This is a genomic window from Nocardia nova NBRC 15556 (assembly GCF_001613005.1).
GTDB lineage: Bacteria > Actinomycetota > Actinomycetes > Mycobacteriales > Mycobacteriaceae > Nocardia > Nocardia nova.
Genome location: NZ_BDBN01000038.1, coordinates 11,822 through 37,064 on the forward strand (window position 1 = coordinate 11,822; position 25,243 = coordinate 37,064).

The following is a 25,243-nucleotide window of genomic DNA, read 5'->3' on the forward strand; positions in this document are numbered from 1 at the left end:
GAACCCATCTCAGCTGCCGACCTCGACCGAGGTCAGTACGTCGCCCACCAGGCCCGCGGCCAGCGTGTTACCGCCCGCCGGGTCGATGAGCAGGAAGCTGCCCGTGTACCGGTTGACCCGATAGTCGTCGGCCGCGATCGGCTCTGCGACGCGCACCGAGATGCGGCCGATATCGTTGAGCACCAACGACTCCGGATTCGGATCGGCGGCCAGGTTCTGCTCGTCGAACCGCTCGATCAACTCGCCGACGATGGCCTGCGTGGTCCGGGTGCCGTGCTTGAGCAGCAGGCGGGCGCCGGGCCGCAGCGGCTTGTCGCCGAGCCAGCAGCAGGTGGCGTCGAACGCATCGATCGGTTCGGGAGCGTCGGCCGCCGCGACGATGGTGTCGCCGCGGGAGATGTCGACATCGTCGGTGAGCAGCAGGGTCACACTGCGTCCGGGCTGGGCGGAGGGCAGTTCGCCGTCGGCGGTGTCGATGCGCTCGACCGTGGTCCGGATGCCGGAGGGCAGCACCACGACCTCGTCACCCTTCGACACCACGCCCGCGGCGACCTGTCCGGCATACCCGCGGTAGTCCGGGTACTCCGCGGTCCGCGGGCGGATCACGTACTGGACCGGGAAGCGCAGGCCCACCTGATGGCGGCCGGTGCTGTCGGCATCGACCGGCACCGACTCCAGATGCTCGATCAGGGAGGGGCCGTCGTAGAACGGGGTGTTCTCCGAGCGGGACGCGATGTTGTCACCGTGCAGCGCCGAGACCGGGATCTCGACGATGTCCTCGGGGGCCCAGCCGAGTTTGCTCGTGAGCTCGGTGAACTCGGCCACGATCTGCGCGAACACCGCTTCCGCGTCGTCGACCAGATCGATCTTGTTCACCGCCAGCACCAGCTTCGGCACACCCAGCAGCGCCATCACGGCGGCGTGGCGCCGGGTCTGCTCGATGACGCCCTTGCGGGCATCGACCAGCAGGATCACCAACTGTGCCGTCGACGCGCCCGAGACGGTGTTGCGGGTGTATTGCACGTGGCCCGGGGTGTCGGCGAGCACGAAGGACCGCTTCGGCGTCGCGAAGTACCGGTAGGCCACATCGATGGTGATGCCCTGTTCGCGTTCGGCGCGCAGCCCGTCGACCAGCAGCGAGAGATCGGGGGTGGCCAGGCCCTTGTCGACCGAGGCCCGGGTGACGGCGTCGATCTGGTCGGCCAGTACCGATTTCGTGTCGTAGAGCAGGCGTCCGACCAGTGTGGACTTGCCGTCGTCGACACTGCCGGCGGTGGCGAGACGGAGGAGGTCGGGCTGTGTTGTCTGCTCGTTCCGCAAGCTCCACTCGCTCATCAGAAGTAACCCTCTCGCTTGCGGTCTTCCATGGCGGCCTCGGAGACGCGGTCGTCGCCGCGGGTCGCGCCACGTTCGGTCAGTCGCGACGCGGCGACCTCGGCGAGGATGTCGTCGTTGGTCGCGGCATCGGAAAGTATTGCGCCGGTGGTGGATCCGTCACCGACGGTGCGGTAACGCACCGACTTGACGACCAGCTCCTCGTCCTCGCGCGGACCACCCCAGGAGCCCGGGGTCATCCACATGCCGTCGCGCTGATACACGGGCCGCTCGTGCGCGTAGTAGATGGTCGCGAGTTCGACGTTCTCGCGCGCGATGTAGCGCCAGATGTCGAGTTCGGTCCAGTTGCTCAGCGGGAACACCCGCACGTGCTCACCGGGCGCGTGCCGGCCGTTGTACAGGTTCCACAGTTCCGGGCGCTGCCGCTTCGGGTCCCAGCGGCCGAAGGCGTCGCGCAGCGAGAAGATCCGCTCCTTGGCCCGCGACCGCTCCTCGTCGCGCCGCCCGCCGCCGAAGACCGCGTCGAAGCGGTTCTCGGTGATGGCGTCCAGCAGCGGCACGGTCTGCAGCGGGTTGCGGATACCGTCGGGCCGCTCGGTGAGCCGGCCGTCGGCCAGATACTCCTCGACGCTGGCGACGTGCAGCCGCAGCCCGTACTTCTCGACCACGTGGTCGCGGAAGGCCAGCACCTCGTCGAGGTTGTGGCCGGTGTCCACGTGCAGCAGCGAGAACGGCAGCGGCGCGGGCCAGAAGGCCTTGAGCGCCAGATGCAGCAGGACCGTGGAGTCCTTCCCGCCGGAGAACAGGATCACCGGACGCTCGAATTCGCCTGCCACCTCACGGAAAATGTGGATGGCTTCGCTCTCGAGGGCGGCAAGGGTATCGAATTGTGTCTCGGTCACCGTTGAAGTCATGAGGCGTGCAACCCGCATTCGGTCTTGGCGAGGCCGGCCCAGCGGCCGCTTCGCGGATCGGATCCCGGTTCCGGCTTCCGCGTGCACGGAGCGCAACCGATGGACGGATATCCCTCCTCGACAAGGGGATTGACGAGAATGCCGTGCTGGTCGATATACGCGGCCATCTCGTCGTCGGACCAGGCGGCGATCGGATTGATCTTCACCAGGCCGAAGCCCTCGTCGAAGGAGATCAGGGGGGCGTTGGCCCGGGTGGGGGCCTCCACGCGCCGGATGCCGGTCACCCACGCGTTGTAGGGGGCCAGCGAATTCTGCAGCGGCACCACCTTGCGCAGCCGGCAGCATTCACCCGCGTCGCGCGCGAACAGATCCTTGCCAAGCAGTTGATCCTGTTCGGCGACAGTGTGTTCGGGCCGCACGTTGAGGATGTTCACGCCGTAGACGGTTTCGACCGCGTCCCGGGTGCCGATGGTTTCGGCGAAGTGGTAGCCGGTGTCGAGGAACAGGACCTCGACGCCGGGCCGCACCTGCGCGGCCAGTTGCACCAGCACCGCATCCTGCATATTCGAGGCGACGATGTAGCTCGAGCCGAAGGTGTCCTCGGTCCACTGCAGCAGCTCGGTGGCCGAGGCGTCCGGACCCAGCTGCGCCGCGCCGTCCTCGGCGATCCTGCGCAGCTCGGCTTCGCTCAGCTTTTCCAAAGTGGTTGCCATACTGAATCTCCCGTTACCGAAGGTCGGCCTCGTCGGCGCGGACAGCCCATTGCGCGAACCGCTCACCGTCGTTGCGGTTCTTGACGAAATTGCGGACGACACGCTCGATGTAGTCGCCGAGCTCCTCGCTGGTCACCTTGTGCTGGCGTAGCTTGCGGCCGAAGCCGCTGTCGAGCCCGAGGCTGCCACCGAGGTGAACTTGATAGCCCTCCACCTGATTCCCGTCGCCGTCGTCGACGAGCTGGCCCTTGAAACCGATATCGGCGATCTGTGAACGGCCGCAGGAGTTGGGGCAGCCGTTGATGTTGATCGTGACCGGCACGTCCAACTGGGCGTTGATATCGGCCAGGCGTTGGTCGAGTTCGGGCGCCAGGACCTGCGAACGCTTGCGCGTCTCCACGAACGAGAGTTTGCAGAACTCGATACCACTGCAGGCCAGCAGGTTTCGCCGCCAGGCCGACGGCCGGGCCTGCAGGCCCAGCGGTTCCAGTTCGGCGATCAGTTCCTCGACCTTGTCGTCGGGGACGTCGAGTACGACGACCTTCTGGTACGGAGTGAACCGGATCCGGTCCGCGCCGACCCGTTCGACGGCGTCGGCGACCTGGGTCAGGATCGTGCCCGAGACACGGCCGGCGATCGGGGAGAAGCCGATCGCGTTGAGGCCGTTGCGCAGCCGCTGCACGCCCACATGGTCGATGGGCCGGGCCGGCTTCTCGGGCGCGGGGCCGTCGATGAGCTTGCGCTGCAGGTACTTCTCCTCGAGAACTTCTCTGAATTTCTCGATGCCCCAGTCCTTGATGAGGAACTTCAACCGCGCCTTGGTCCGCAGCCGGCGGTAACCGTAGTCACGGAACAGCGAGACGACGGCTTCCCACACATCCGGCACCTCCTCCAGCGGCACCCACGCACCGACTCGCTGCGCGAGCATGGGGTTGGTGGACAGGCCGCCGCCGACCCACAGGTCGAAACCGGGGCCGTGCTCGGGATGTTCGACGCCGACGAACGCCACGTCGTTGATCTCGTGGACCACATCCTGCTGGCCGGAGATCGCCGTCTTGAACTTGCGGGGGAGGTTCGAGTACTCCTTCTTGCCGATGTAGCGCCGGGTGATCTCCTCGACCGCCCAGCTGCCGTCGACGACCTCGTCCAGCGACTCACCGGCCAGGGGGGAGCCGAGGACCACGCGCGGGCAGTCGCCGCAGGCCTCGGTGGTCTGCAATCCGACCGCCTCGATGCGCCGCCAGATCTCCGGGACGTTCTCGATCTCGATCCAGTGGTACTGCAGGTTCTCGCGGTCGGACAGATCGGCGGTGTCCCGGGCGAACTCGGTGGAGATCTGGCCGAGGGTGCGCACCTGCTCGACGTTGAGCGCGCCGCCGTCGCAGCGGATGCGCATCATGAAGTACTTGGCCTCGAGCAGGTCGATGTTCTCGTCACCGGTCCAGGTGCCGTCGTAGCCCTGCTCACGCTGGGTGTAGAGGCCCCACCAGCGGAAGCGGCCGCGCAGATCGCTCTTGTCGATCGAGTCGAATCCGCCCTTGGCGTAGATGTTCTCGATGCGCGCACGGACGTTGAGCGGATTGTCGTCCTTCTTGCTCTGCTCGTTCGCGTTCAGCGGTTCCCGGTAACCGAGGGCCCACTGGCCCTCGGACTTGCGGCGGACCGGCTTGCCGGTGCGTTCGCGCGGGCCGGAAGCCTCCGGGCGGGGCCGGGCACGACGCTCACGGGCGAGGCGTTCACGATCCGCGCGAACGGACTCGGGGCTGGGACCGGCGTCGGTACTCGACGTCATAGGGTCGCTCCTGAAGAAGATGGATCAGGCCTTGCGGCAGGCGGGAGGGGCTGGCTCGCGCCTTCGGAGTTCAGCGAATCGGACCGATGGGCATCGCGAAGGATGCCGGGAACCGGGGAGAGGGGAGGCCGAGCTACCGGAGGCGATCCGGCAGACAACTGGCGCTGCAGACGCGCTTGAAGTCGACATGGCGGCGCGCCACGAGTCGTACTCCAAGTCCGGTCATGGAAGTTATTGTGCCATGTCAGGTGGGTCTTTCCGACCGGTGGGTCATATTCTCCGCAAAAAAGCGGGAAATTCCCTGGACGGCCGTCCTAATTTGTGAGATGCGTCATAGATCAAGCGGATTCGCCGATCGCGATGCCGCAGGGGCCTTCCCACGGGACGCCGACGGGTCGGCTAGGACACGATGACGAGCTTTCCGGTCGCCTCGTCGTTCTGCATCCGGCGGTGGGCCGCGACCACGGCGGCGATGAGCGCGTCCACCTTCGCGGGCTGCCGGGTCGTGGCCGCGGTCTCGATACCCTCGGCTGCCGCGATGGCGATCGCCGCCATGCCCACCGACGAGGTCCCGCCCCGAATCAGCAGCCGCGCCGCGCGCTGCCGCACCCCGGACAGGACGCCCGAGGCCGCCAGCGCGCCGCACGCATCGTCGTCTCACTCATGCGTTCACTGTCGTGGGCAACCGGGGCGGCCGACCACCGATAGAATGCCGATTCATGCCCGTTCGCCGCCAACCTGCCGCGACGGCTTCTACGTCGCGGCTGTGGCCGTCCGGGGGCGTTCACCAGTGGGCGCCGGGAGCGTCGAGTTCGGTCCACGCGCATGCGCGCGGGCATCTGGTGTACGCCGCCCGCGGGGTGCTCTCGGTGCACACCGAACGCGGGACGTCGATCGTGCCGGCCAGCCGAATCGGCTGGACCCCAGCCGGATTCACGCACCAGCACCGCGCCCACGGGCGAACCGACATGCGGATCGTCTTTCTCCCGGTGGCACCGGCCCGGCTGCTACCGGACCGCCCCGCGGTATTCGGGGCCACCGATCTGGCCCGCGAGGTGTTCCTCACTCTCACCGGGCCCCGCGACCACGACCGTGGTGCGCGCGCCCGGCTGCATCGGGTGCTCGTCGACGAACTGCGGGAAGCGCACGAGCAGCCGCTGCAACTGCCGCAACCCCGCGACGACCGATTGCGGGCCCTCGCGCGGATTCTGTACGACGACCCCGGCGACAACACCGCGCTGGCCGAACTCGGGCGCAGGGTCGGCGCGGGAGCGCGAACGCTGAGCCGGCTGTTCCACGACGAGCTCGGCATGACCTTCTACGAGTGGCGCACCCAACTGCGCATCTCGCACGCGCTCGTCCTGCTCGCCGAGGGGCACGACGCGACATATGTCGCGCACGCCTGCGGGTGGGCGAATCCGAGCGGCTTCATCGCGGCGTTCGCCGACATCGTCGGCGCCACTCCCGGAAAATACGCCCGTTCGCACCGAACTCGCGGGCTACCGGCGCCGGAAGCGATCGACTAGCCGGTGTGCCGCCGGTCACTGCGCCGCACCGGGCACACTGGTGGGGTGACCGCACCCGCTCCCGAACACACCACCGCCGCGCCGACGCTGCGCGATTTCGGCGGCGGGCCGTTCGGGATCTACGTGCACGTCCCGTTCTGCGCGACGCGCTGCGGCTACTGCGATTTCAACACGTATACGGCGGGCGAGCTGGGTTCCTCCGCCTCGCCGGAGTCGTGGCTCGATGCCCTGCGTGGCGAATTGACCACCGCGGCAGCGGCTTTCGCGGAACTGCCGAGCGCGCAACCGCCGGTGTCGACGGTCTTCGTCGGCGGCGGCACCCCGTCGCTGCTGGGCGGCGACGGCCTGGCCGATGTCCTCGACGCCATCCGTGCCGAGTTCTCCCTCGCCGCCGATGCGGAGGTGACCACGGAATCGAATCCGGAGTCCACCTCCCCGCAGTTCTTCGAGCGCATCCGAACCGCCGGCTACACCCGCGTCTCCCTCGGCATGCAATCGGCCGCGAGCCACGTTCTGCGCATTCTCGACCGCACCCACACCCCCGGACGTGCCGTAGCGGCCGCCCGCGAGGCCCGGGCAGCCGGTTTCGACCACGTCAACCTCGACCTCATCTACGGCACGCCCGGTGAATCCGACGCCGACCTCGACGCCAGCCTGGACGCGGTCCTCTCCGCCGGCGTCGACCACGTCTCCGCCTACTCCCTGATCGTCGAGGACGGCACCGCCATGGCCCGCAAGGTCCGCCGCGGCGAACTCCCCGCCCCCGACGAAGACACCCTCGCCGCCCGCTACGAACGCATCGACGCCCGCCTTGCCGCCGCGGGATTCGGCTGGTACGAGGTATCCAACTGGGCCACAACGTCTTCCGCGCGCTGCCGGCACAACCTCGGCTACTGGGACGGCGGCGACTGGCTCGGCGCCGGCCCCGGCGCGCACAGCCACCTCGGCGGCGTGCGCTGGTGGAACGTGAAGCATCCGGGCCGCTACGCCGAGCGCGTCGCGGCCCGCGCCGGACTGCCCGCCGCGGGCTGGGAGGCGCTGACCGACGCGGAGCGGTACACCGAGCGCGTGATGCTCGGCGTACGCCTGCGCTCCGGACTCCCGGTCGAGGAATTGGATGCCGACGGCCGCGCGGCATGTGAGCGTGTGGTCGCCGACGGACTGGCCGTTGTCGACCGTGATCGGTTGGTGTTGACCGACCGTGGGCGTCTGCTCGCCGACGGAGTGGTCCGCGATCTGCTGGGCTGACCGGCTGTCGGTCGGTAGCGGCCCGGTGAATCGGTCTATTTCGCCCCGAATTCGGCGCTGCGGCCCGGGCGGGAGTCCGGACAGCGTAGGGTTCGAGGCAACTTGAGGAGATCCATGTCACAGGCACGCCACATCACACTTGTCCACGAGCAGAGCGAGTTCGCCGAAACGCGTGCCGCAGAGAAGGCCGAGGCCGCACGGCGCGGCGCGCTCGCCGCGCGGGCGGTGGCCAGTCATTCGACCGGAGTCGACGACTGCCAGTCGCTGCTGACGATGCTCGGATTGGATGCGGCGGCAGGCAAACTCGTCGCCGAATCGGACTGAGTTCGCGCCGCGGGCGCAAGACGGACATCTTCGCCCGCGCATTCCGTGGCTCCACCTCCGTTCCGCTGCGCGACCGGGTCCCCGGCGCCGGCCCGGCATCACTGTGCGACCTCACACGCGGGAACTCGTGAGCACAGGAACTAAACTGGTGTCGGATCAACCGGGAATCCGCGTGGTCGATGCTGCCCGTGTGCGGCCGCGTGGACCCCGAAGGCGAACGAGGAGGTGGGGCCGATGTCGAGCACCGAGAAGCGGCGGCTGGAGGTCCTGCGCGCGATCGTCGCGGACTACATCGCGACCAAGGAGCCGATCGGGTCGAAAACGCTGGTGGACAAGCACAATCTGGGCGTCTCCAGCGCAACCGTGCGCAATGACATGGCGGTCCTCGAGGCCGAGGGATACATCACTCAGCCGCACACGAGCTCCGGTCGCATCCCGACCGACAAGGGCTATCGCCAGTTCGTGGACAACATCGCCGAGGTCAAGCCGCTGTCCAATGCCGAGCGCCGCGCGATCATGGAATTCCTGGAAAGCGGCGTCGATCTCGACGACGTCCTGCGACGCGGGGTGCGGCTGCTGGCGCAGCTGACCCGGCAGGTCGCGATGGTGCAGTACCCGACGGTCTCGGCGTCGACCGTGCGTCACCTGGAGGTCGTGGCGCTCAATCCGGCCCGGCTGCTGCTGGTCGTGATCACCGATACCGGGCGGGTCGATCAGCGGCTCGTCGATCTGGGTGCGGTGATCGACGAGGAGGATCTCGCCGCACTGCGCGGCATGCTCGGCAAGGCGATGGACGGTAAGCGTCTGTCCGCTGCCTCGAGCGCCGTCGCGGCGTTGCCGGAGAACGCCCCCGCCCGGCTACGCGACGTTCTGGTCCGGGTGTCGACCGTTCTGGTCGAAACCCTGGTGGAGCATCCGGAGGAGCGGCTGGTGCTGGGCGGCACGGCCAACCTGACCCGCAATGCCGGCGATTTCGGTTTCCCGGGTTCGCTGCGTGCCGTGCTCGAGGCGCTCGAGGAGCAGGTGGTGGTGTTGAAACTTCTGGCCGCCGCGCAGCAGCCCGGCACGGTGACGGTGCAGATCGGCGAGGAGACCCGCGTCGAGCAGATGCGCGGCACCTCGGTGGTATCCACCGGGTACGGTATGCCGGGTACCGTGCTGGGAGGTATGGGAGTGGTCGGCCCGACCCGGATGGACTACCCCGGCACGATCGCCTCGGTCGCCGCGGTCGCCCGTTATATCGGTGAGGTGCTCGCGGAACGATGAGCCCGCCCCGGTAACCGGGATCCGCGCCGGTCGGCAACCTGGTTCGCCGGTCGGCCACAGTGAACATGGCAGCATCGGCTGTGAGCAGGGATGCTGGACGACACCCATTCGGAACAGGACTAGAGACTCAAGTGGCACGGGACTACTACGGAATCCTCGGCGTCGGGCGCAACGCGTCCGACCAGGAGATCAAACGCGCCTACCGCAAGCTGGCCCGGGAACTGCACCCCGACGTCAACCCGGATCCGGACGCGCAGGAGCGGTTCCGCGAGGTATCCACCGCTTACGAGGTTCTCACCGACCCCGAGAAGCGCCGCATCGTCGATATGGGCGGCGACCCGATGGAATCGGCGGGCGCGGGCGGCGGCTTCTCCGGCGCCGGTTTCGGTGGTCTGGGCGATGTGTTCGAGGCCTTCTTCGGCGGTATGAACGCCACCAGTTCGCGCAAACCGCGCGGCCGGGTGCAGCCGGGCGCGGATTCGCTGCTGCGGACCCGGTTGTCGCTGGCCGAATGCGCGGTCGGTGTCACCAAACACCTCACCGTCGACACCGCGGTGCTCTGTGATCTGTGTCAGGGCTCGGGCACCAACGGCAATTCCAAGCCGGTGCGCTGTGAAACCTGTGGCGGCGCGGGTGAGGTGCAGACCGTGCAGCGGTCCTTCCTGGGACAGGTGATGACGTCCCGGCCGTGCCCGACCTGTCGCGGTACGGGCGAGACCATTCCCGACCCCTGCCGCAAATGCGGTGGCGACGGCCGGGTGCGTGCCCGCCGCGAGATCGCCGCGCCGATTCCGGCGGGTGTGGCCAACGGCATGCGGGTGCGGCTGGCCGCACAGGGCGAGATCGGCCCCGGCGGCGGACCGGCCGGTGATCTGTACGTCGAGATCGTGGAGCAGCCGCACGACACCTTCGTCCGCGACGGCGACGATCTGCACTGCACGATCCGGGTACCGATGGTCGATGCCGCGCTCGGCACCACGGTGGTCATCGACACCATCCTGGACGGGCCCACCGAACTGACCATTCCGCCGGGCACCCAGCCGGGCGAGGTGTCGGTGCTGCGCGCCCACGGCATGCCCAAGCTGCGTTCCAGTGCGCGCGGTGATCTGGTCGCGCACCTGGACATCGTGATCCCGACCAAACTGGACAACAAGCAGTTCGACCTGCTGCGCAAGTACCAGGCGATGCGCAACGGCGAACACACCGAGGTGCTCTCGGCCCAATCCGAACACAACAGCGGATTGTTCGCACGGTTGCGGGCCTCCTTCAGCGGTCGCTGAAAACGCCGTGGCCGCAACGGTTTTCTATGTCGACGAGATACCGCCGGTCGGCGCGGTCGCGGTGCTCGACGGTCCCGAGGGCCGGCACGCCGCGACCGTGCGCCGCATCCGGGTCGGCGAGCCGATCACGCTCTCCGACGGTGCGGGACTGCTCGCCGAATCCGAGGTCGTGGCCACCGGGCGGGATCGCCTGGATCTGAAGGTGCTCGACCGCGCGGTCGCCCCGCCCGTGTCGCCGGCGGTGACGGTCGTGCAGGCACTGCCCAAATCGGATCGTTCCGAACTCGCGGTCGAATTGATGACCGAGGCGGGCGCCGACGCGATCGTCCCGTGGCAGGCCGCCCGGTGTGTCGCGAACTGGGAAGCCAAGGCGCGCAAGGGCGTCGACAAGTGGCGTGCGGCGGCCCGGACGGCGGCCCGGCAGTCGCGGCGGGCCTACATCCCCGAGGTCGCCGATCTGCATCGCACCGCGGATGTGGCCGAGCTGGTCCGGAAAACCCTCGCGGACAACGGCATAGCGATCGCGCTGCACGAATCCGCGACGGCGCGATTCGCCGAGCTGGCGTTCCCGCAGACCGCGCCGATCGTGCTGATCGTGGGCCCCGAAGGCGGTCTGGACGACTCGGAATTGGGTGCGCTCACCGCGGCGGGCGCCACCGTCGCGCTCCTGGGGCCGACGGTGTTGCGCACCTCCACCGCCGCGGCGGTCGCGCTCGGTGCGCTGGGGGCTTTGACTCCGCGCTGGTAGGTCCCGGATCCGGCCGGCATCCGCGCCCGACGGTGCGGCGCGGTCGTCAGGCGGGGCCAGAAGTTCCGATCTCGGACGGGCCGGCGGTGGGCCGGGACCGGAAGCTCTCGGCTCGCAACCGCAATCCGAGGCAAGCCACCAGACCCGCCGCCACGACGATCAGCACTCCCACGTACAGCGCCAATCCGGCCCACCCGTGCCAGCTGTAGGCCAGCCCGGCCAACGCGCCGACGATCGAACTGCCGACGTAATAGGCGAACAGGTACAGCGAGGACGCGGCCGCGCGATTGCCTGTCGCCGTGGCACCGACCCACGCGCTGGCCACGGCGTGCGCGCCGAAGAAGCCCGCGGTGAACAACAGCAGACCCGGCAACAGGATCGCCAGATGATCCGGAATGGTCAGCAGCAGGCCGATACTCATCGTCGCGAGAGAGATCGCCACCACCGGGAAACGGCCGAGCCGATCGGCGAACCGGCCCGCCGCGGTGGACGAGACCGTGCCCGACAGATACATCAGGAAGACCGCACCCGCGGTGGCCGCGGACAAACCGAACGGCGACTGGATGAGCCGGTAGCCCAGGAAGTTGTACACCGAGACGAATCCGCCCATCAGCAGGAAGGCCAACCCGAACAGCGGCAGCAGCGCGCGGTTGCGCAGATGCGTGGCGAGGTCGCCGAGCAGCGCGCCGACGCCGAGGGGCCGCGCGACGAAGTATCGGGAGGGTGGCAGCATCCGCACGAACCACACCGTGCACAGCGCGGCGCCCACCGCGAAAATCGCTGCGCCCCAACGCCAGGACGCCACCTCCAAGGTGAAGGCGGGAATCAGCCGGCCGGCCAGGCCGCCGATGGTGGTGCCCGAGACGTAGATGCCCATCGCGGTGCCCAATCCGGCCGAACCGATCTCCTCGGCGAGATACGCCATCGCGACCGCGGGCACGCCGGCCACGGCGATGCCCTGCACGGCCCGCCCCGCCAGCATCAGGTCCAGATTCGGGCTGAAGGGCAACAGCAGACCGATGATGCTGGTCGCCACCGCGGACGCGATCATCACCCGGGTGCGGCCGTACCGCCCCGACAGCACGCTCACCGGCACGATCGCCACCGCCAGCAGACCCGTCGTCAGCGATACCGCCAGTGCGGCGTGCGCGGGCGTGGCGCCGAAGGCCGTCGACAGGCTCGGCAGCAGCGCCTGCGCGCTGTACATCGACCCGAAGGTGGTGAGTCCGGCCGCGAACAGCGCGAGGGTGATCCGCCGCTCGTGCCGCGCGTCCTCGGCCGTCCGGACGGGAGCGGTGGTCACGGTCGCGCTGGTCATGCCTCCACCGTGGCTCCACAGGGCTGGAAAAGGAAATGCATAATGATCGGTAAGTTGATGCAATTGCGGCATTAGCTGAGCTGAGCGCGGGGAGCCTGCCGATGGCGAGTGACGATTTGCACTGGTTTCTGACCCTCGCCGAACTCGAACGCGTGGGTGCGGCGGCCGATCGGCTGCATCTGGCCCAGCCCACGCTGTCGCGCATGCTCGCCCGGCTGGAACAGCGACTCGGCACGCAGTTGTTCGATCGGCACGGTAAGCGGCTGACGCTCAACGAATCCGGGCGCATCTTCTACGAACACGCCCGCCGCGCCCAGGCCGAACTGGACGCCGGGAGCCGGGCGCTCGCGGATCTGGCGAATCCGGCCCGGGGGTCGGTGCGGCTGGCGTTCGTCCATTCCTTCGGCGGGCGGGTCGTGCCGGAGCTGATCGCCGGCTTCCGGCGCGTGTCGGGGCGGATCACGTTCCGGCTCGACCAGGGACCTGCCAACGTGGTGGCCGCCGAGGTGCTCGACGGTACGGCCGATCTCGGTCTGACCTCGCCCGAACCGGCGCTGCCCGGGCTGGGCTGGCGCACGCTGTTCCGGCAGCGCCTCGCCCTCGGGGTTCCGGTCGATCATCGGCTGGCGGGCCGGCGGCAGATTCGGCTGGCGGAGGCCGCGGAGGCCGAATTCATCGCCATGCCCACCGGCTACGGGATGCGCAGAATTCTCGACGAGCTCTGTGCCGCAGCGGATTTCCGGCCACGGATCGCGCTGGAGTCCAGTGATCTGGTGACCGTGTCGGGTCTCGTGGCGGCGGGACTCGGAGTGGCGCTGCTGCCGTTGGAGGAGCCCGCGGTGCGGGGGCCGCAGCCCGGGCCGGTGCTGGTTCCGCTGACGGATCCGGGTGCCGCCCGCGCGGTCGGATTGATCTGGTCGGCGGACGCGGTGCCGGGCGATGCGGTGCGCACCTTTCGCGAGTTCGCCGTCGAATGGTCGCGCGGGAGCGGGCGGTGAACGAACGGTGACGACCGCTCATCTTCCGGGTGAGCGGCCTCTGAGCTGGGGCTGGAGATCAAATAAGTGGGCGGTGTCGGTGCCGCGCGATAGACTTTGAGGAAAGGAGAGGATCCGTTCGAGACCGGAAAGCAGGCCATAGCCCCTTTTGCGAACATCAGGCGATATCGGCGACCCGACAACACCCACGACCGGCATCGGAGCCGGCGCCCCCGGCAATGGTAACGGTTCGGGTCCAGCGGCCCGGACGGTGCGGTCCAGCATCGAACTGGCCCCGGAGTCCGTATTCGGATTCCTCGGTTCCGCCGATGCGAACCTGCGTGAACTCGAAGGTCTGCTCGACGCCGACATCCACGTGCGCGGGAATTCGGTCACCCTCACCGGTAAGGCCGCCGACGTGGCGCTGGCCGAGCGGGTGGTCGAGCAGCTCGTGGCGTTGACCGCGCACAATCGCGTCGTCACCCCGGAAGCGGTCCGGCATACGGTGTCCATGCTGACCGAGGGATCCTCCGATTCCCCGGCCGAGGTGCTGAGTCTGGACATCATCGCCCGGCGCGGCAAGACCATCCGCCCGAAGACTCTGAACCAGAAGCGCTATGTCGACGCCATCGACGAGCACACGATCGTCTTCGGCATCGGCCCGGCCGGTACCGGTAAGACCTATCTGGCGGTCGCCAAGGCCGTGCAGGCGCTGCAGAGCAAGCAGGTCACCCGCATCATCCTCACCCGTCCGGCGGTGGAGGCAGGGGAGCGGCTGGGATTTCTGCCGGGCACGCTGAACGAGAAGATCGACCCGTATCTGCGTCCGCTCTACGACGCCCTGCACGACATGATGGACCCCGAGGCGATTCCGAAGCTGATGGCGTCCGGAGTGATCGAGGTCGCGCCGCTGGCGTATATGCGCGGACGCAGCCTCAACGACTCGTTCATCATCCTGGACGAGGCGCAGAACACCACGCCGGAACAGATGAAGATGTTCCTGACCCGGCTCGGTTTCGGCTCGAAGATCGTCGTCACCGGCGACGTCACCCAGGTCGACCTGCCGGGCGGCACCCGATCCGGGCTGCGGGTGGTCAGCGACATCCTCACCGATATCGACGACATCCATTTCGCGGAGCTCACCTCCAGCGACGTGGTACGCCACCGGCTGGTCTCGGACATCGTCGACGCCTACGACCGCTACGAGTCCGACGCCCGGCCGCAGGTGGCGCGGCACTACCCGGGCGGCAACCGAGCCCAGCGCCGCGCGGCGGACAAGGCGGCTCGCCGCTGAGCCATCGGAGCGGCTCGCCGCTGAGTTGCCCGGAGCGGCTCGCCGCTGGTGTGGTGGTGAGGCCATGCGCGGCCCCCATTAGGCTGGCAGGGTGAGTATCGAGATCGCCAACGAGTCGGGCATCGACGTATCGGAACCGGATCTGGTCAGCGTCGCGCGGTTCGCGATCGAGCGGATGGACGTGCATCCGGCGGCCGAATTGTCGATGGTGCTCGTCGATCTCGACACCATGGCCGACCTGCACATGCGGTGGATGGACCTGCCGGGTCCCACCGACGTGATGTCGTTCCCGATGGACGAACTCGAACCCGGCGGCCGTCCCGACGGCGCCGAACCGGGCCCCTCGATGCTCGGCGACATCGTGCTCTGCCCGGAATTCGCCGCCGCCCAGGCCGGTAAGGCCGGCCATTCCCTCGACCACGAACTGGCGCTGCTCACCGTCCACGGGGTGCTGCATCTGCTCGGCTACGACCACGCCGAGCCGGAAGAGGAGAAGGTGATGTTCGGCCTGCAGAACCGCCTGCTCGCCGAATGGTACGAAAGCCTGCGCGAGGCCGCCCGCCGAGCCGAACTGGCCGAACGCGACCGCCGCCTGCTGGGGAAGACCGGATTCACGGCCCCGGGCGACCCCCTGGACCCCGCATGAGCGGTCAGGGCCGGAGGCGGCAGCGCAGCGTCACCACGCAGGCCCGAGCTCATGCGGCGGCTGAACACAGCATGAGCGGTCAGGGCCGGAGGCGGCAGCGCAGCGTCACCACGCAGGCCCGAGCTCATGCGGCCGAGGGTAGAGCGTGAACTGGCTGATCCCACTGTTGCTGGCGATTCTGCTGGTGCCGGTCGGCGGTGTCTTCGCGGCGATCGATTCCGCGTTGATGACCGTTTCGCCGGCGCGGGTCGACGATCTGGTCCGCGCCGACCGTCCGGGCGCCCGCCGGCTGGCCCGGATCGCGATCGACCGGCCCCGCTATGTGAACCTCATGGTGTTGCTGCGGCTGGCCTGTGAGATCGCGGCGACGGTCCTGCTGGCCGCCGCGCTGAGCGAGGTGCTCAGCTGGGGGTGGGCGCTGGCCGTGACCGCGGTGATCATGGTCGTGGTCGACTATGTCGTCATCGGTGTCGGCCCGCGCACCCTGGGCCGCCAGCACGCGTATTCGATCTCGCTGGCGGCCGCGCTGCCGCTGCAGGCGATCGGGGCGCTGCTCGGACCGGTGAGCCGGTTGCTGATCATGATCGGTAACGCCATCACCCCCGGTCGCGGATTTCGCAACGGCCCCTTCGCTTCCGAAGTGGAACTGCGTGAAATCGTCGATATGGCGCAGCAGAGCGGTGTGGTCGACTCCGAGGAACGCCGCATGATCCAGTCGGTGTTCGAACTCGGCGACACCGCGGCCCGCGCGGTGATGGTGCCGCGCACCGAGATGGTGTGGATCGAGGCGGACAAGGCGGTGGCGCAGGCGATGTCGCTGGCCGTGCGGTCCGGGCACTCGCGCATTCCCGTGATCGGTGAGAACGTCGACGACATCCTCGGCGTGGTCTATCTGAAAGATCTTGTGCCGTATGCGGATCGGGGCCGCAGCGTGCAGGTGCGGGCGGTGATGCGGCCGGCCGTGTTCGTGCCCGATTCGAAACCGCTCGACGCCTTGCTCGACGAGATGCAGCGTCGCCGTAACCATATGGCGCTGCTGGTCGACGAATACGGCGGAATCGCCGGGCTGGTCACCATCGAGGATGTGCTCGAGGAGATCGTCGGTGAGATCGCCGACGAATACGACACCGACGAGATCGCGCCGGTGGAGGAGTTGGGCGAGGGCGTCTACCGCGTCTCCACCCGGCTGCCGGTCGAGGATCTGGGCGAGCTGTTCGGCCTGGAGATCGAGGAGGAGGACGTCGACACCGTCGGCGGCCTGCTGGCGCACACGCTGGGCCGGGTGCCGCTGCCGGGATCGGAGGTCGTCGTGCACGGGCTGCTGCTGCAGGGGGAGGGCGGCGCCGATACCCGCGGCCGGGTGCGGGTGCACACCGTCGTCGCGCGCCGCGCGGAGGAACCGGACGAAATGTCGGGCGCGCTCGCGGATGCGGTGCGCGGCGACCGTCAGGGGCGGGAAGAGACGTCGAGATACGAGAACGGAGATGGCGATGACCGAGGGTGAAACCGCCGATGTGAACACCGCCGATTTGAACGCCGAGGACGGCAAACTGCTGGTGCTGGCGCGCGGCGCGATGGGACGCACCGGCGGGGTGGCGGGCGCGGCGATCCGCGATACCGACGGCCGCACCTACGCCGCGGGCACGGTGGAGCTGAACGCGCTGTCGCTGTCCGCGCTGCAGGCGGCGGTCGCGGCCGCGATCTCCAGCGGTGCGGAGGGGTTCGAGGCGGCGGTGCTGGTCGGTGGTCAGGATTCCGATCCAGGCGTGGCCGCGGTGCGTGAGGTGAGCGCGTCGGCGGTCGTCATCGTCACCGATCGCAAGGGCGCCGGCTACCGCACCGTCGCCGCCGGAACCGAGTCGGCGCGATGAGCGTCCAGCAGCCCGGCGAGGGCGAATTCCGTTCCGGCTTCGTGTGTTTCGTGGGCCGGCCCAACACCGGCAAATCCACGCTCACCAACGCCGTGGTCGGCCAGAAGATCGCGATCACGTCCTCGCGGCCGCAGACCACCCGCCACACCATCCGCGGCATCGTCCACCGCGACCACGCCCAGCTGATCCTGGTCGACACTCCCGGACTGCACCGGCCGCGCACCCTGCTGGGGCAGCGCCTCAACGATCTGGTGCGCGACACCTACTCCGAGGTCGACGTGATCGCGCTGTGCATTCCGGCCGACGAGAAGATCGGCCCGGGTGACCGTTGGATCGTCCAGCAGGTCAAGCAGATGGCGCCGAAGACGACGCTGCTCGGCGTGGTCACCAAGATCGACAAGGTGGACAAGCCGCAGGTCGCCGAGCAACTGCTCGCGGTCTCGCAACTGCTGGGCCCCGAGGCCGAGGTGGTTCCGGTGTCGGCGGCCAAGGGTGAGCAGGTCGAACTGCTCGTCGATGTGATCGCCTCCAAGATGCCGAAGGGCCCGGCGTTCTACCCCGACGGGGAGCTGACCGACGAGCCCGAGGAAACCCTGATGGCCGAACTCATTCGCGAGGCGGCGCTGGAGGGTGTGCGCGACGAACTGCCGCATTCGCTGGCGGTGGTGATCGAGGAGATCATGCCGCGCGAGGAACACGAGGACATGCTCGACGTGCATGCCCTGCTGTACGTGGAGCGGCCGAGTCAGAAGGCGATCATCATCGGCAAGCGCGGCGCCCGGCTCAAAGAGGTCGGCACCGCGGCGCGCAAGCAGATCGAGCACATTCTGGGCACCCGGATCTATCTGCATCTGCACGTGAAGGTCGCCAAGGACTGGCAGCGCGACCCCAAACAGCTGCGCAAGCTGGGATTCTGATCGTCGTTCCCACGAGGGATCGGTCCGACCGGTGCGGCTCCGATCGATGACGTCGTCATCTGTGATCTCCGTCTCGGGGGCGCGCGCGAAACCCGGCGCGAAGCTGTTCACCCGTCCATATCGGAGTCCCAGGTCGGCCGTAGTCGAATTGTGATGTGCGTTTCCGGTATTTCCGCAGGAGCGCGCGAACTGTGTGCGCACGCACATTGTGAGACGGGCCTACGATCCTGGCGTGAAGTGGATGTCCCGGGCGTTCGGCTCGAAAGAGCTGCCGCCGCAAGTGCGTTCGGATCTGGAATCGGAAGGGATCGTCGTATTCGGCCCGGTGAGTGGATCGCTGGCCAGACGCAATTATCGGACACCACTGCACTACGGTTCTTCCAGTTGGGAGAATATCGTCGGCGGAACCATCGGGATGAGCAGAAAACGCCTGGTCATCTGGGGGAATCGGGAGGCGTTGGTCGACGTCTGGCTGGGCCATCCCGCCGTCACCATGGAACTGCAGGGGTCCGAACGCATGCTCGTCGAGGCCGACCGGGGCGCGATCGATCCGATTCGCACCGGCTGGACCACGTTGCTGCTGCGCACGATTCACGCCCCGCGCATCGCGCAGCTGTACGCGGAGGGGCTGCCGCGCAGCGTGTGAGACGTCGCGGGTGTGACGTCGGAAAGCGTCGCGCGATCGGCGGCCGAGTGGCGTGGGGGCGCGGGCACGTCGGAGCGGCGTGGGAGACTGTCAGCGTGTTGTTGTATCGGGACCAGGCGATTGTGCTGCGCCAGCACAAACTGGGTGAGGCCGATCGCATCGTCACGCTGCTCACCCGTCAGCACGGGCTGGTCCGGGCGGTGGCGAAGGGTGTGCGCCGCACCCGGTCGAAGTTCGGCGCCCGGCTGGAACCGTTCGCCTATATCGACGTGCAGCTGTATCCCGGACGCAACCTCGACACCGTGACGCAGGTGCATACCGTGGAGGCGTTCGCCGCCGATATCGTCGCCGACTACGGTCGCTACACCACCGCCTGCGCGGTGCTGGAAACCGCCGAACGCCTCGCCGGCGAGGAGCGCGCCCCCGCCCCCCGCCTGCACACCCTGACCGCCGGCGCCCTGCGCGCGATCGCCGCCGGCCGGCGCCCGCACGAACTGATCCTCGACGCATTCCTGTTGCGCGCCATGGGTTTCGCGGGCTGGGCGCCCGCCCTCGACGAATGTGCCCGGTGCGCGACCCCCGGCCCGCACCGCGCCTTCCACGTGGCCGCCGGGGGAGCGGTCTGCGTCCACTGCCGCCCGCCCGGCTCGGCCACGCCCTCGGTCGGAGTCCTGGAATTGATGAGTGCGCTCAATCGCGGGGACTGGACCGGACTCGACGCGGTCGCCGAGTCCGTCCGCCGCCAGGCCAGCGGGCTCACCGCCGCCCATTTGCAGTGGCATCTGGAACGGCAGCTGCGGACCTTGCCGTTGATCGAGCGCTCTCGTCCGCACGAGGCGGCGGAGCCGCCGGCCTCACGGGTGGGATAACCCGGCCGCCTACCCGAGGTCGGCCAGCTGCGGGACCGCCGGCGCCATGCCCTCGATCCATGCCGCGGGCGAGCTCGTGGTCGGGGTGATCAGCACCGCGTCGATGCCCAATTTCGCGTAATCGGCCATGCTGCGGACGAATTCGTCGCGAACGTCCGGATTCGGGCGCGGATTGTTGGCCATGATCGTGGTGCGGATGGTGTCGAAATCGCGGCCGACATCGTCGCAGTGGCGGCGCAGCACGTCCAGTTTGTGGGCGACATCCTCCGGCGACGTGCCGAACAGATTGCAGGCGTCGCCGTACTGTGCGACCAATCGCAGCGTCTTCTTCTCGCCGCCGCCACCGATCAGCACGTTCGGGCGATGGATCGGCTGCGGTGAGCACAGCGTCTCGGCCAGCTGGTAGTACTTGCCCTCGAACGGCCCGTTGTTGTCCGGATCCCACATCTGCGCGCAGATCCGCAGCGTCTCCTCCAGCCGCTCGAACCGTTCGGCCAGCGGCGGGAACTCGACGCCGAGCCCGCGATGCTCCCGCTCGAACCAGGCGGCGCCGATACCCAGCGTGGCCCGGCCGCCCGACAGCACGTCGAGGGTGGTGACGATCTTGGCGAGCAGACCCGGATGCCGATAGGTCACGCCGGTGACCAGCAGCCCGAGGTCGATCGAGCTGGTATGTGCCGCAAGGTATCCCAGCGTGGTGTATCCCTCCAGCATGTTCGCCTCGGCCGGTAGGCCGGTCGGCTCGATCTGGAAGTAGTGATCCATGAACGACAACCAGGTGGCGCCCGCCGCCTCCGCGGCCTGCCCCACTCGCGCCAGCTCACCCGCGATCGCGGGGGTGCCGCCGTCGATATCGAAGATAGGAATGTGAAACCCGAGCTCCATGGAGTTCTCCTCGTCAGTGACTGACTTCCCGGAGAGAACGCTATGCCCTGGAGCGCACTCCAGGTCAAGAGGTTTCCCGGAATGCGGGCCCTACGTGCGGCTCGGACGAGGTAACTTCACTCGAAGGTCCCACCCAACCTTACGGAGAAAGCTTCGATGTCTCACGAACTGGTCGAGTTCGATACGGAGAAGGCGCATTCGGCGCGGATGTACGACTACTACCTCGGCGGCAAGGACAACTATCCGGCCGATCGCGAGGCCGCGTCGAAGGTGATGGAGGTATTTCCCGAGACCGCGCAGGCGGCGCGCGCCAATCGCGAATTCGTCCATCGGGCAGCGCGTTTCGCGGCGCGCAACGGCGTGCGGCAATTCCTCGACATCGGTACCGGAATTCCGACCGAACCGAATCTGCACAACGCCGTGCAGGCGGTCGACCCGCACTGTCGCGTGGTGTACGTCGATCACGACCCCCTGGTGCTGGCGCATGCCCGCGCGCTGATGATCGGCTCGGAGGAGGGGCGTACCGAATACATTCCCTCCGATGTGCGCGATCCGGACGTGATCCTCGGCTCCGAGGCGTTCCGCGCGGTGATCGATCTGTCCCGGCCGGTGGCGCTCAACCTCGCCGCGATCATGCATTTCGTCACCGACGAGGAGGGCGCCTACGACATCGTGCGCACCTATATGGACGTGTTCGCGCCCGGGTCGTACCTCAGCATCACCCACGCCTCCAGCGATGTGAATCCGGAACGGCTCGCGAAGGTGGCGGCGGTCTACGCCCAGGCCGGAATGAAGGTCGCCCTGCGCAACAAGGCCGAGGTCACCCGCTTCTTCGACGGACTGGAGATCGTCGAGCCCGGCGTGGTTCCGATGCACCGCTGGCAGCCGAATCCGGACTTCTACATCCCGGAGGAGCGGCTCGCGTGGGCCGACGAGGCGTTCGGCATCTGGGCCGCGGTCGGCGTCAAGCGCTGATTTCCCACGGCCCCGGTCACGGGCGATGCGCGGTGATGCAGGATAGGTGGCGTGATCGGTAACCGCTCCCAGACCACCCGCACGATTCGTCCGCCGTCACCGCACCCGTCGGGCGCCACTCCGCCCGCGCTGCCGCCGGAGTTCGTGCCCAGGCATGTGGCGCTGGTGATGGACGGCAACGGCCGGTGGGCGCAGGATCGCGGGCTGCCGCGCACCGCCGGGCACGAGCGCGGCGAGGCGGTGCTGATGGACACCGTCGAGGGGTGTATCGAGATCGGCGTGAAATGGCTTTCCGCCTATGCCTTTTCGACCGAGAACTGGCGGCGCAGCCCGGACGAGGTCAAGTTCCTGATGGGCTTCAACCGCGACGTGATCCGGCGCCGCCGCGACGAGATGCACGAGATGGGGGTGCGGGTGCGCTGGGCGGGCCGCCGCCCGCGCCTGTGGCGCAGCGTGATCAAGGAGTTGGAGATCGCCGAGGAGCTCACCAAGGACAACACCGTGATGACGCTGACCATGTGCGTCAACTACGGCGGCCGCGCCGAAATCGCCGACGCGGCACGGGAAATCGCGCGGAAGGTCGCGGCCGGACAGCTGGATCCGGAGAAGATCACCGAATCGACCTTCGCGAAGTATCTCGACGAACCGGATATGCCGGATGTGGATCTGTTCCTGCGGCCATCCGGTGAGCTGCGCAGCTCGAACTTTCTGATCTGGCAGTCCGCCTATGCGGAATTCGTCTTCCAGCACACCCTGTTCCCCGACTTCGACCGCCGCGACCTGTGGGAGGCCTGTGTGGAGTACGCCAAGCGCGATCGCCGGTTCGGTGGCGTGAAGTGAGCAACGATCTGACCGTCGCCCGGGAATTGCAGGCCCAAGCCGCCGCCTGCCTGCGGAAATGCGATGTCGCCGTGCGGGAGGAGGACGGCGGCGCCCTCGGCTTCGAATTCGAGGGCGCGCTGTGCTCGCTGCGCGGCGTCACACTGGCGCCCGGCCTGGACGTTCTCACGCTGACCTGCGTCCTCGCCTGGGATCGTCCCTTGAAGCCGCAACTGCACAAGCGGGTAGCCGATCGCAACAACGCGCTGCAGTTCGGCTCGCTGACCATCATCGCCCACGAAAAACTGGCCGACGTGCTGCTGCGCTACACCTTCCCCGCGGCGGGCCTCGACGACGACGCGCTGGCGACGATGCTGCTGCTGGTCCTCTCCGGCGCGGGCCGCGCCCGCCAGGGTCTGGTGCCCTGACCGGCGGGGGCGACCGGATCAGCGCCCGATGTGGGCGCAGTCGCGGCAGGTGCCGAACACCTCCATGGTGTGGCTGATGTCGGTGAAGCCGTGCTCGCCCGCGATGGCCGCGGCCCAGGCCTCCACGGTGGGACCCTCCACCTCGACGGTGCGTCCGCACTGGCGGCAGACCAGGTGGTGATGGTGGCCCTTGGAGCACTGCCGGTACACGGATTCGCCTGTGTCCGTGCGCAATACGTCGACCTTGCCGGCGTCGGCGAGCGACTGTAGCGTGCGGTACACGGTGGTCAGGCCGATGCCCTCACCGCGGCGGCGTAGTTCGTCGTGCAGCTCCTGGGCCGAACGGAATTCCTCGATATCGCCCAGCAGAGCGGTGATCGCACTGCGCTGGCGGGTGCTGCGAATTCCGACAGTCTTCTCGGCGGTGCCCGTCTTCTCCGGCACGGTCATCCTTCCTCGGCGTGTGCGACGGCGTCGACGACGATGCGTGCCAGATGGTCGTCGACCAGTTCGTAGATCACCTCACGGCCGGTGCGTTCACCGCGCACCACGCCCGCGGACTTCAGAATGCGCAGATGCTGGCTGACCAGGGGCTGTGTGACGCCCAGCGTGTCGACCAGCTCGTGCACGCAGCGCGGCGATTCCCGCAGCTGCAGCACGATCGCGATCCGCACCGGCGCGGCCAGCGCGCGCAGCAGTTCACCCGCGTTGTCGAGGGTGGTGCGGGCGGGGACCGCGGGGGCGGTCGGGGCGCGATACGGATACGGGTCGTGCGGGATCGGCGCGGGCGCCTCGACGGCGACGCGGCTTCGACGCGCGGGGACACCGCTGTCGGAGGTCATCGAACCAACTCCTTATTGGAAACCGATGCCATTATTGATATGCATAAGTGCGCATGTCAAGGAGGCAGGCCGTCGATACTGCTTCGCGGTGCGCCCGGGGGTGTCGCTAGGCTGGGGCGAATCGTTCCACCCATCATCCAGAGGGAGAGCTCGTACCGTGGCACCCAAGTCGAAGATCGACACCGTCGCGAACCTCGCCAAGCGTCGTGGCTTGGTATATCCCAGCGGCGAGATCTACGGAGGGACCCGGTCGGCGTGGGATTACGGCCCGCTGGGCGTGGAGCTCAAGGAGAACATCAAGAAGCAGTGGTGGCGGGCCATGGTCACCAGCCGCGACGATGTGGTCGGCCTGGACTCCGCGATCATCCTGCCGCGGCCGGTGTGGGTGGCCTCCGGACACGTCAGCGTCTTCAACGACCCGCTGGTCGAATGCCTGAACTGCCACAAGCGGCACCGGCAGGACCATCTGCAGGAGGCGTACGCCGAGAAGCACAAGATCGACGATCCGGACAGCGTGTCCATGGATCTGGTCGGCTGCCCGGACTGCGGCACGGTCGGCAAGTGGACCGAACCGCGCGATTTCAACATGATGCTCAAGACCTACCTCGGGCCGATCGAGTCCGAGGAGGGCCTGCACTACCTGCGCCCGGAGACCGCGCAGGGCATCTTCGTGAATTTCGCGAACGTGATGACCACCGCGCGCAAGAAGCCGCCGTTCGGTATCGCGCAGATCGGCAAGAGCTTCCGCAACGAGATCACCCCCGGCAACTTCATCTTCCGCACCCGCGAATTCGAGCAGATGGAGATGGAATTCTTCGTCAAGCCGGGTGAGGACGAGCAGTGGCACCAGTACTGGATCGACACCCGGTTGGCCTGGTACACCGACCTCGGCATCGACGCGGAGAATCTGCGGCTCTACGAGCACCCGAAGGAGAAGCTCTCGCACTATTCGACCCGCACGGTCGATATCGAGTACCGCTTCCACTTCCAGGGCAGCGAATGGGGTGAGCTCGAGGGTGTCGCCAACCGCACCGACTTCGACCTGTCGACCCACTCCAAGCATTCCGGCACCGATCTGAGCTACTTCGACCAGAACACCAACGAGCGCTACACGCCGTACGTGATCGAACCGGCGGCCGGCCTGACCCGCTCGCTGATGGCCTTCCTGATCGACGCCTACACCGAGGACGAGGCGCCGAATGCCAAGGGCGTCATGGAGAAGCGGACCGTGCTGCGCCTGGATCGCCGGCTCGCGCCGGTGAAGGCCGCCGTACTTCCGTTGTCGCGCAACGCCGATCTGTCGCCGAAGGCGAAAGACCTTGCCGCGCAACTGCGGAAGAACTGGAACGTCGACTTCGACGACGCCGGTGCGATCGGCCGCCGCTACCGCCGCCAGGACGAGATCGGCACCCCGTTCTGCATCACCGTCGACTTCGACACGCTCGAGGATCAGGCGGTCACCGTGCGCGAGCGGGACTCGATGACACAGGAGCGGATCGCGCTCGACCAGGTGGAGGGTTACCTGGCCCAGCGCCTGCTCGGCGCCTGAGTTCACCGCGCCCGGGTATACCGAATTCGGACATAACCGAAGACCCGGGCGTCATCGGGGC

At 68.1% G+C, this 25,243-nt stretch carries 28 protein-coding genes; 18 read left to right on the forward strand and 10 right to left on the reverse strand.

Annotated elements, in window-relative coordinates:
* Nucleotides 1-9 precede the first annotated feature (9 nt).
* The 6 genes from NN2_RS16405 to NN2_RS38170 form a co-directional block, all read right to left on the reverse strand.
* Complete coding sequence (locus NN2_RS16405; RefSeq protein ID WP_063014597.1) at nt 10-1,335, reverse strand: sulfate adenylyltransferase subunit 1; 1,326 nt, start codon at nt 1,333-1,335, stop codon at nt 10-12.
* On the reverse strand, nt 1,335-2,267 hold the full coding sequence (cysD, locus tag NN2_RS16410) for a sulfate adenylyltransferase subunit CysD (protein WP_104364755.1): 933 nt from the start codon (nt 2,265-2,267) through the stop codon (nt 1,335-1,337). The genes NN2_RS16405 and cysD overlap by 1 nt, the downstream gene beginning before the upstream one ends.
* Nucleotides 2,246-2,962, reverse strand: coding sequence for a phosphoadenylyl-sulfate reductase (locus NN2_RS16415; protein ID WP_030512847.1), 717 nt, complete (start codon nt 2,960-2,962; stop codon nt 2,246-2,248). The genes cysD and NN2_RS16415 overlap by 22 nt, the downstream gene beginning before the upstream one ends.
* A 13-nt stretch (nt 2,963-2,975) precedes the next feature.
* Complete coding sequence (locus NN2_RS16420) at nt 2,976-4,754, reverse strand: nitrite/sulfite reductase (RefSeq protein WP_030512848.1); 1,779 nt, start codon at nt 4,752-4,754, stop codon at nt 2,976-2,978.
* 133 nt (nt 4,755-4,887) lie between these two features.
* Nucleotides 4,888-4,980 (reverse strand): Ms4527A family Cys-rich leader peptide, encoded by a 93-nt coding sequence (locus tag NN2_RS39095; RefSeq protein ID WP_368854180.1) that lies wholly within the window; start codon nt 4,978-4,980, stop codon nt 4,888-4,890.
* Nucleotides 4,981-5,153: 173 nt separating this feature from the next.
* Complete coding sequence (locus NN2_RS38170) at nt 5,154-5,363, reverse strand: hypothetical protein (protein ID WP_063014599.1); 210 nt, start codon at nt 5,361-5,363, stop codon at nt 5,154-5,156.
* 110 nt (nt 5,364-5,473) lie between these two features.
* Between NN2_RS38170 and NN2_RS16430 the strand changes: the two genes are divergently transcribed.
* The 6 genes from NN2_RS16430 (at nt 5,474) to NN2_RS16455 (ending at nt 11,146) form a co-directional block, all read left to right on the forward strand.
* Entirely contained in the window at nt 5,474-6,280 is an 807-nt protein-coding gene (locus tag NN2_RS16430; RefSeq protein WP_082857029.1) for an AraC family transcriptional regulator, read from the forward strand.
* A 45-nt stretch (nt 6,281-6,325) separates the two neighbouring features.
* Nucleotides 6,326-7,528, forward strand: coding sequence for a radical SAM family heme chaperone HemW (hemW, locus tag NN2_RS16435; RefSeq protein WP_082857030.1), 1,203 nt, complete (start codon nt 6,326-6,328; stop codon nt 7,526-7,528).
* 114 nt (nt 7,529-7,642) lie between these two features.
* Nucleotides 7,643-7,852, forward strand: coding sequence for a hypothetical protein (locus NN2_RS16440; RefSeq protein ID WP_030512852.1), 210 nt, complete (start codon nt 7,643-7,645; stop codon nt 7,850-7,852).
* A 234-nt stretch (nt 7,853-8,086) separates the two neighbouring features.
* A complete protein-coding gene (hrcA, locus tag NN2_RS16445) occupies nt 8,087-9,118 on the forward strand; it encodes a heat-inducible transcriptional repressor HrcA (RefSeq protein ID WP_063014601.1) in 1,032 nt (343 codons plus the stop codon).
* A 131-nt stretch (nt 9,119-9,249) separates the two neighbouring features.
* Nucleotides 9,250-10,398, forward strand: a complete 1,149-nt coding sequence (dnaJ, locus tag NN2_RS16450; protein ID WP_063014603.1) for a molecular chaperone DnaJ — start codon at nt 9,250-9,252, stop codon at nt 10,396-10,398.
* Nucleotides 10,399-10,405: 7 nt separating this feature from the next.
* Nucleotides 10,406-11,146 carry a 16S rRNA (uracil(1498)-N(3))-methyltransferase gene (locus NN2_RS16455; protein ID WP_063014605.1) on the forward strand — a complete coding sequence of 247 codons (741 nt, stop codon included), beginning with the start codon at nt 10,406-10,408 and terminating at the stop codon, nt 11,144-11,146.
* Between the two features lie 46 nt (nt 11,147-11,192).
* On the opposite strand, the gene NN2_RS16460 is transcribed toward NN2_RS16455, so the two are convergent.
* Nucleotides 11,193-12,464: an MFS transporter gene (locus tag NN2_RS16460; RefSeq protein WP_063014607.1), complete on the reverse strand. Its 1,272-nt coding sequence runs from the start codon at nt 12,462-12,464 to the stop codon at nt 11,193-11,195.
* A 101-nt stretch (nt 12,465-12,565) separates the two neighbouring features.
* Between NN2_RS16460 and NN2_RS16465 the strand changes: the two genes are divergently transcribed.
* The 8 genes from NN2_RS16465 (at nt 12,566) to recO (ending at nt 19,684) form a co-directional block, all read left to right on the forward strand.
* Entirely contained in the window at nt 12,566-13,462 is an 897-nt protein-coding gene (locus NN2_RS16465; protein ID WP_063014609.1) for a LysR family transcriptional regulator, read from the forward strand.
* Nucleotides 13,463-13,658: 196 nt separating this feature from the next.
* The gene (locus NN2_RS16470) at nt 13,659-14,735 is read left to right on the forward strand and encodes a PhoH family protein (RefSeq protein ID WP_063014712.1); all 1,077 of its coding nucleotides are present in this window, start codon (nt 13,659-13,661) and stop codon (nt 14,733-14,735) included.
* Between the two features lie 91 nt (nt 14,736-14,826).
* Nucleotides 14,827-15,381, forward strand: a complete 555-nt coding sequence (gene ybeY / locus NN2_RS16475) for an rRNA maturation RNase YbeY (RefSeq protein WP_030512859.1) — start codon at nt 14,827-14,829, stop codon at nt 15,379-15,381.
* Between the two features lie 145 nt (nt 15,382-15,526).
* Entirely contained in the window at nt 15,527-16,885 is a 1,359-nt protein-coding gene (locus NN2_RS16480; protein WP_063014611.1) for a hemolysin family protein, read from the forward strand.
* Nucleotides 16,872-17,252 (forward strand): cytidine deaminase-like protein, encoded by a 381-nt coding sequence (locus NN2_RS16485; RefSeq protein ID WP_063014714.1) that lies wholly within the window; start codon nt 16,872-16,874, stop codon nt 17,250-17,252. Before NN2_RS16480 ends, NN2_RS16485 begins: the two co-directional genes overlap by 14 nt.
* A complete protein-coding gene (gene era, locus NN2_RS16490) occupies nt 17,249-18,169 on the forward strand; it encodes a GTPase Era (RefSeq protein ID WP_063014613.1) in 921 nt (306 codons plus the stop codon). The genes NN2_RS16485 and era overlap by 4 nt, the downstream gene beginning before the upstream one ends.
* Nucleotides 18,170-18,401: 232 nt before the next feature.
* Entirely contained in the window at nt 18,402-18,815 is a 414-nt protein-coding gene (locus NN2_RS16495) for a hypothetical protein (RefSeq protein WP_146098627.1), read from the forward strand.
* A 95-nt stretch (nt 18,816-18,910) separates the two neighbouring features.
* Nucleotides 18,911-19,684: a DNA repair protein RecO gene (gene recO / locus NN2_RS16500; protein WP_063014617.1), complete on the forward strand. Its 774-nt coding sequence runs from the start codon at nt 18,911-18,913 to the stop codon at nt 19,682-19,684.
* 9 nt (nt 19,685-19,693) lie between these two features.
* On the opposite strand, the gene NN2_RS16505 is transcribed toward recO, so the two are convergent.
* Nucleotides 19,694-20,569, reverse strand: coding sequence for an LLM class F420-dependent oxidoreductase (locus tag NN2_RS16505; protein WP_030512865.1), 876 nt, complete (start codon nt 20,567-20,569; stop codon nt 19,694-19,696).
* 156 nt (nt 20,570-20,725) lie between these two features.
* On the opposite strand from NN2_RS16505, the gene NN2_RS16510 reads away from it, so the two are divergent.
* From NN2_RS16510 to NN2_RS16520, 3 genes are read left to right on the forward strand one after another with little or no spacing between them, the layout of a single operon-like run.
* Nucleotides 20,726-21,544: an SAM-dependent methyltransferase gene (locus NN2_RS16510; RefSeq protein ID WP_063014619.1), complete on the forward strand. Its 819-nt coding sequence runs from the start codon at nt 20,726-20,728 to the stop codon at nt 21,542-21,544.
* 42 nt (nt 21,545-21,586) lie between these two features.
* Nucleotides 21,587-22,384 carry an isoprenyl transferase gene (locus NN2_RS16515; protein ID WP_051755092.1) on the forward strand — a complete coding sequence of 266 codons (798 nt, stop codon included), beginning with the start codon at nt 21,587-21,589 and terminating at the stop codon, nt 22,382-22,384.
* 8 nt (nt 22,385-22,392) lie between these two features.
* Nucleotides 22,393-22,791, forward strand: coding sequence for a hypothetical protein (locus NN2_RS16520; RefSeq protein ID WP_082857032.1), 399 nt, complete (start codon nt 22,393-22,395; stop codon nt 22,789-22,791).
* An 18-nt stretch (nt 22,792-22,809) separates the two neighbouring features.
* Here the strand turns inward: NN2_RS16520 and NN2_RS16525 are convergent, their stop codons facing one another.
* Entirely contained in the window at nt 22,810-23,241 is a 432-nt protein-coding gene (locus tag NN2_RS16525) for a Fur family transcriptional regulator (protein WP_104364756.1), read from the reverse strand.
* Nucleotides 23,238-23,633, reverse strand: a complete 396-nt coding sequence (locus NN2_RS16530; protein WP_245658734.1) for an ArsR/SmtB family transcription factor — start codon at nt 23,631-23,633, stop codon at nt 23,238-23,240. The genes NN2_RS16525 and NN2_RS16530 overlap by 4 nt, the downstream gene beginning before the upstream one ends.
* Before the next feature lie 157 nt (nt 23,634-23,790).
* Here NN2_RS16530 and NN2_RS16535 point away from each other — a divergent pair, with 157 nt between their 5' ends.
* Entirely contained in the window at nt 23,791-25,182 is a 1,392-nt protein-coding gene (locus NN2_RS16535; protein ID WP_063014623.1) for a glycine--tRNA ligase, read from the forward strand.
* Nucleotides 25,183-25,243 lie beyond the last annotated feature (61 nt).

Excerpts from the sequence above, each read along its gene's own strand:
- NN2_RS16405 (WP_063014597.1), bottom strand. The coding sequence starts at position 1,335 with ATGAGCGAGTGGAGCTTGCGGAACGAGCAGACAACACAGCCCGACCTC.
- cysD (WP_104364755.1), bottom strand. The coding sequence starts at position 2,267 with ATGCGGGTTGCACGCCTCATGACTTCAACGGTGACCGAGACACAATTC.
- NN2_RS16415 (WP_030512847.1), bottom strand. The coding sequence starts at position 2,962 with ATGGCAACCACTTTGGAAAAGCTGAGCGAAGCCGAGCTGCGCAGGATC.
- NN2_RS16420 (WP_030512848.1), bottom strand. The coding sequence starts at position 4,754 with ATGACGTCGAGTACCGACGCCGGTCCCAGCCCCGAGTCCGTTCGCGCG.
- NN2_RS39095 (WP_368854180.1), bottom strand. The coding sequence starts at position 4,980 with ATGACCGGACTTGGAGTACGACTCGTGGCGCGCCGCCATGTCGACTTC.
- NN2_RS16430 (WP_082857029.1), top strand. The coding sequence starts at position 5,474 with ATGCCCGTTCGCCGCCAACCTGCCGCGACGGCTTCTACGTCGCGGCTG.
- NN2_RS16440 (WP_030512852.1), top strand. The coding sequence starts at position 7,643 with ATGTCACAGGCACGCCACATCACACTTGTCCACGAGCAGAGCGAGTTC.
- hrcA (WP_063014601.1), top strand. The coding sequence starts at position 8,087 with ATGTCGAGCACCGAGAAGCGGCGGCTGGAGGTCCTGCGCGCGATCGTC.
- NN2_RS16460 (WP_063014607.1), bottom strand. The coding sequence starts at position 12,464 with ATGACCAGCGCGACCGTGACCACCGCTCCCGTCCGGACGGCCGAGGAC.
- NN2_RS16465 (WP_063014609.1), top strand. The coding sequence starts at position 12,566 with ATGGCGAGTGACGATTTGCACTGGTTTCTGACCCTCGCCGAACTCGAA.
- NN2_RS16485 (WP_063014714.1), top strand. The coding sequence starts at position 16,872 with ATGACCGAGGGTGAAACCGCCGATGTGAACACCGCCGATTTGAACGCC.
- era (WP_063014613.1), top strand. The coding sequence starts at position 17,249 with ATGAGCGTCCAGCAGCCCGGCGAGGGCGAATTCCGTTCCGGCTTCGTG.
- NN2_RS16505 (WP_030512865.1), bottom strand. The coding sequence starts at position 20,569 with ATGGAGCTCGGGTTTCACATTCCTATCTTCGATATCGACGGCGGCACC.
- NN2_RS16510 (WP_063014619.1), top strand. The coding sequence starts at position 20,726 with ATGTCTCACGAACTGGTCGAGTTCGATACGGAGAAGGCGCATTCGGCG.
- NN2_RS16525 (WP_104364756.1), bottom strand. The coding sequence starts at position 23,241 with ATGACCGTGCCGGAGAAGACGGGCACCGCCGAGAAGACTGTCGGAATT.
- NN2_RS16530 (WP_245658734.1), bottom strand. The coding sequence starts at position 23,633 with ATGACCTCCGACAGCGGTGTCCCCGCGCGTCGAAGCCGCGTCGCCGTC.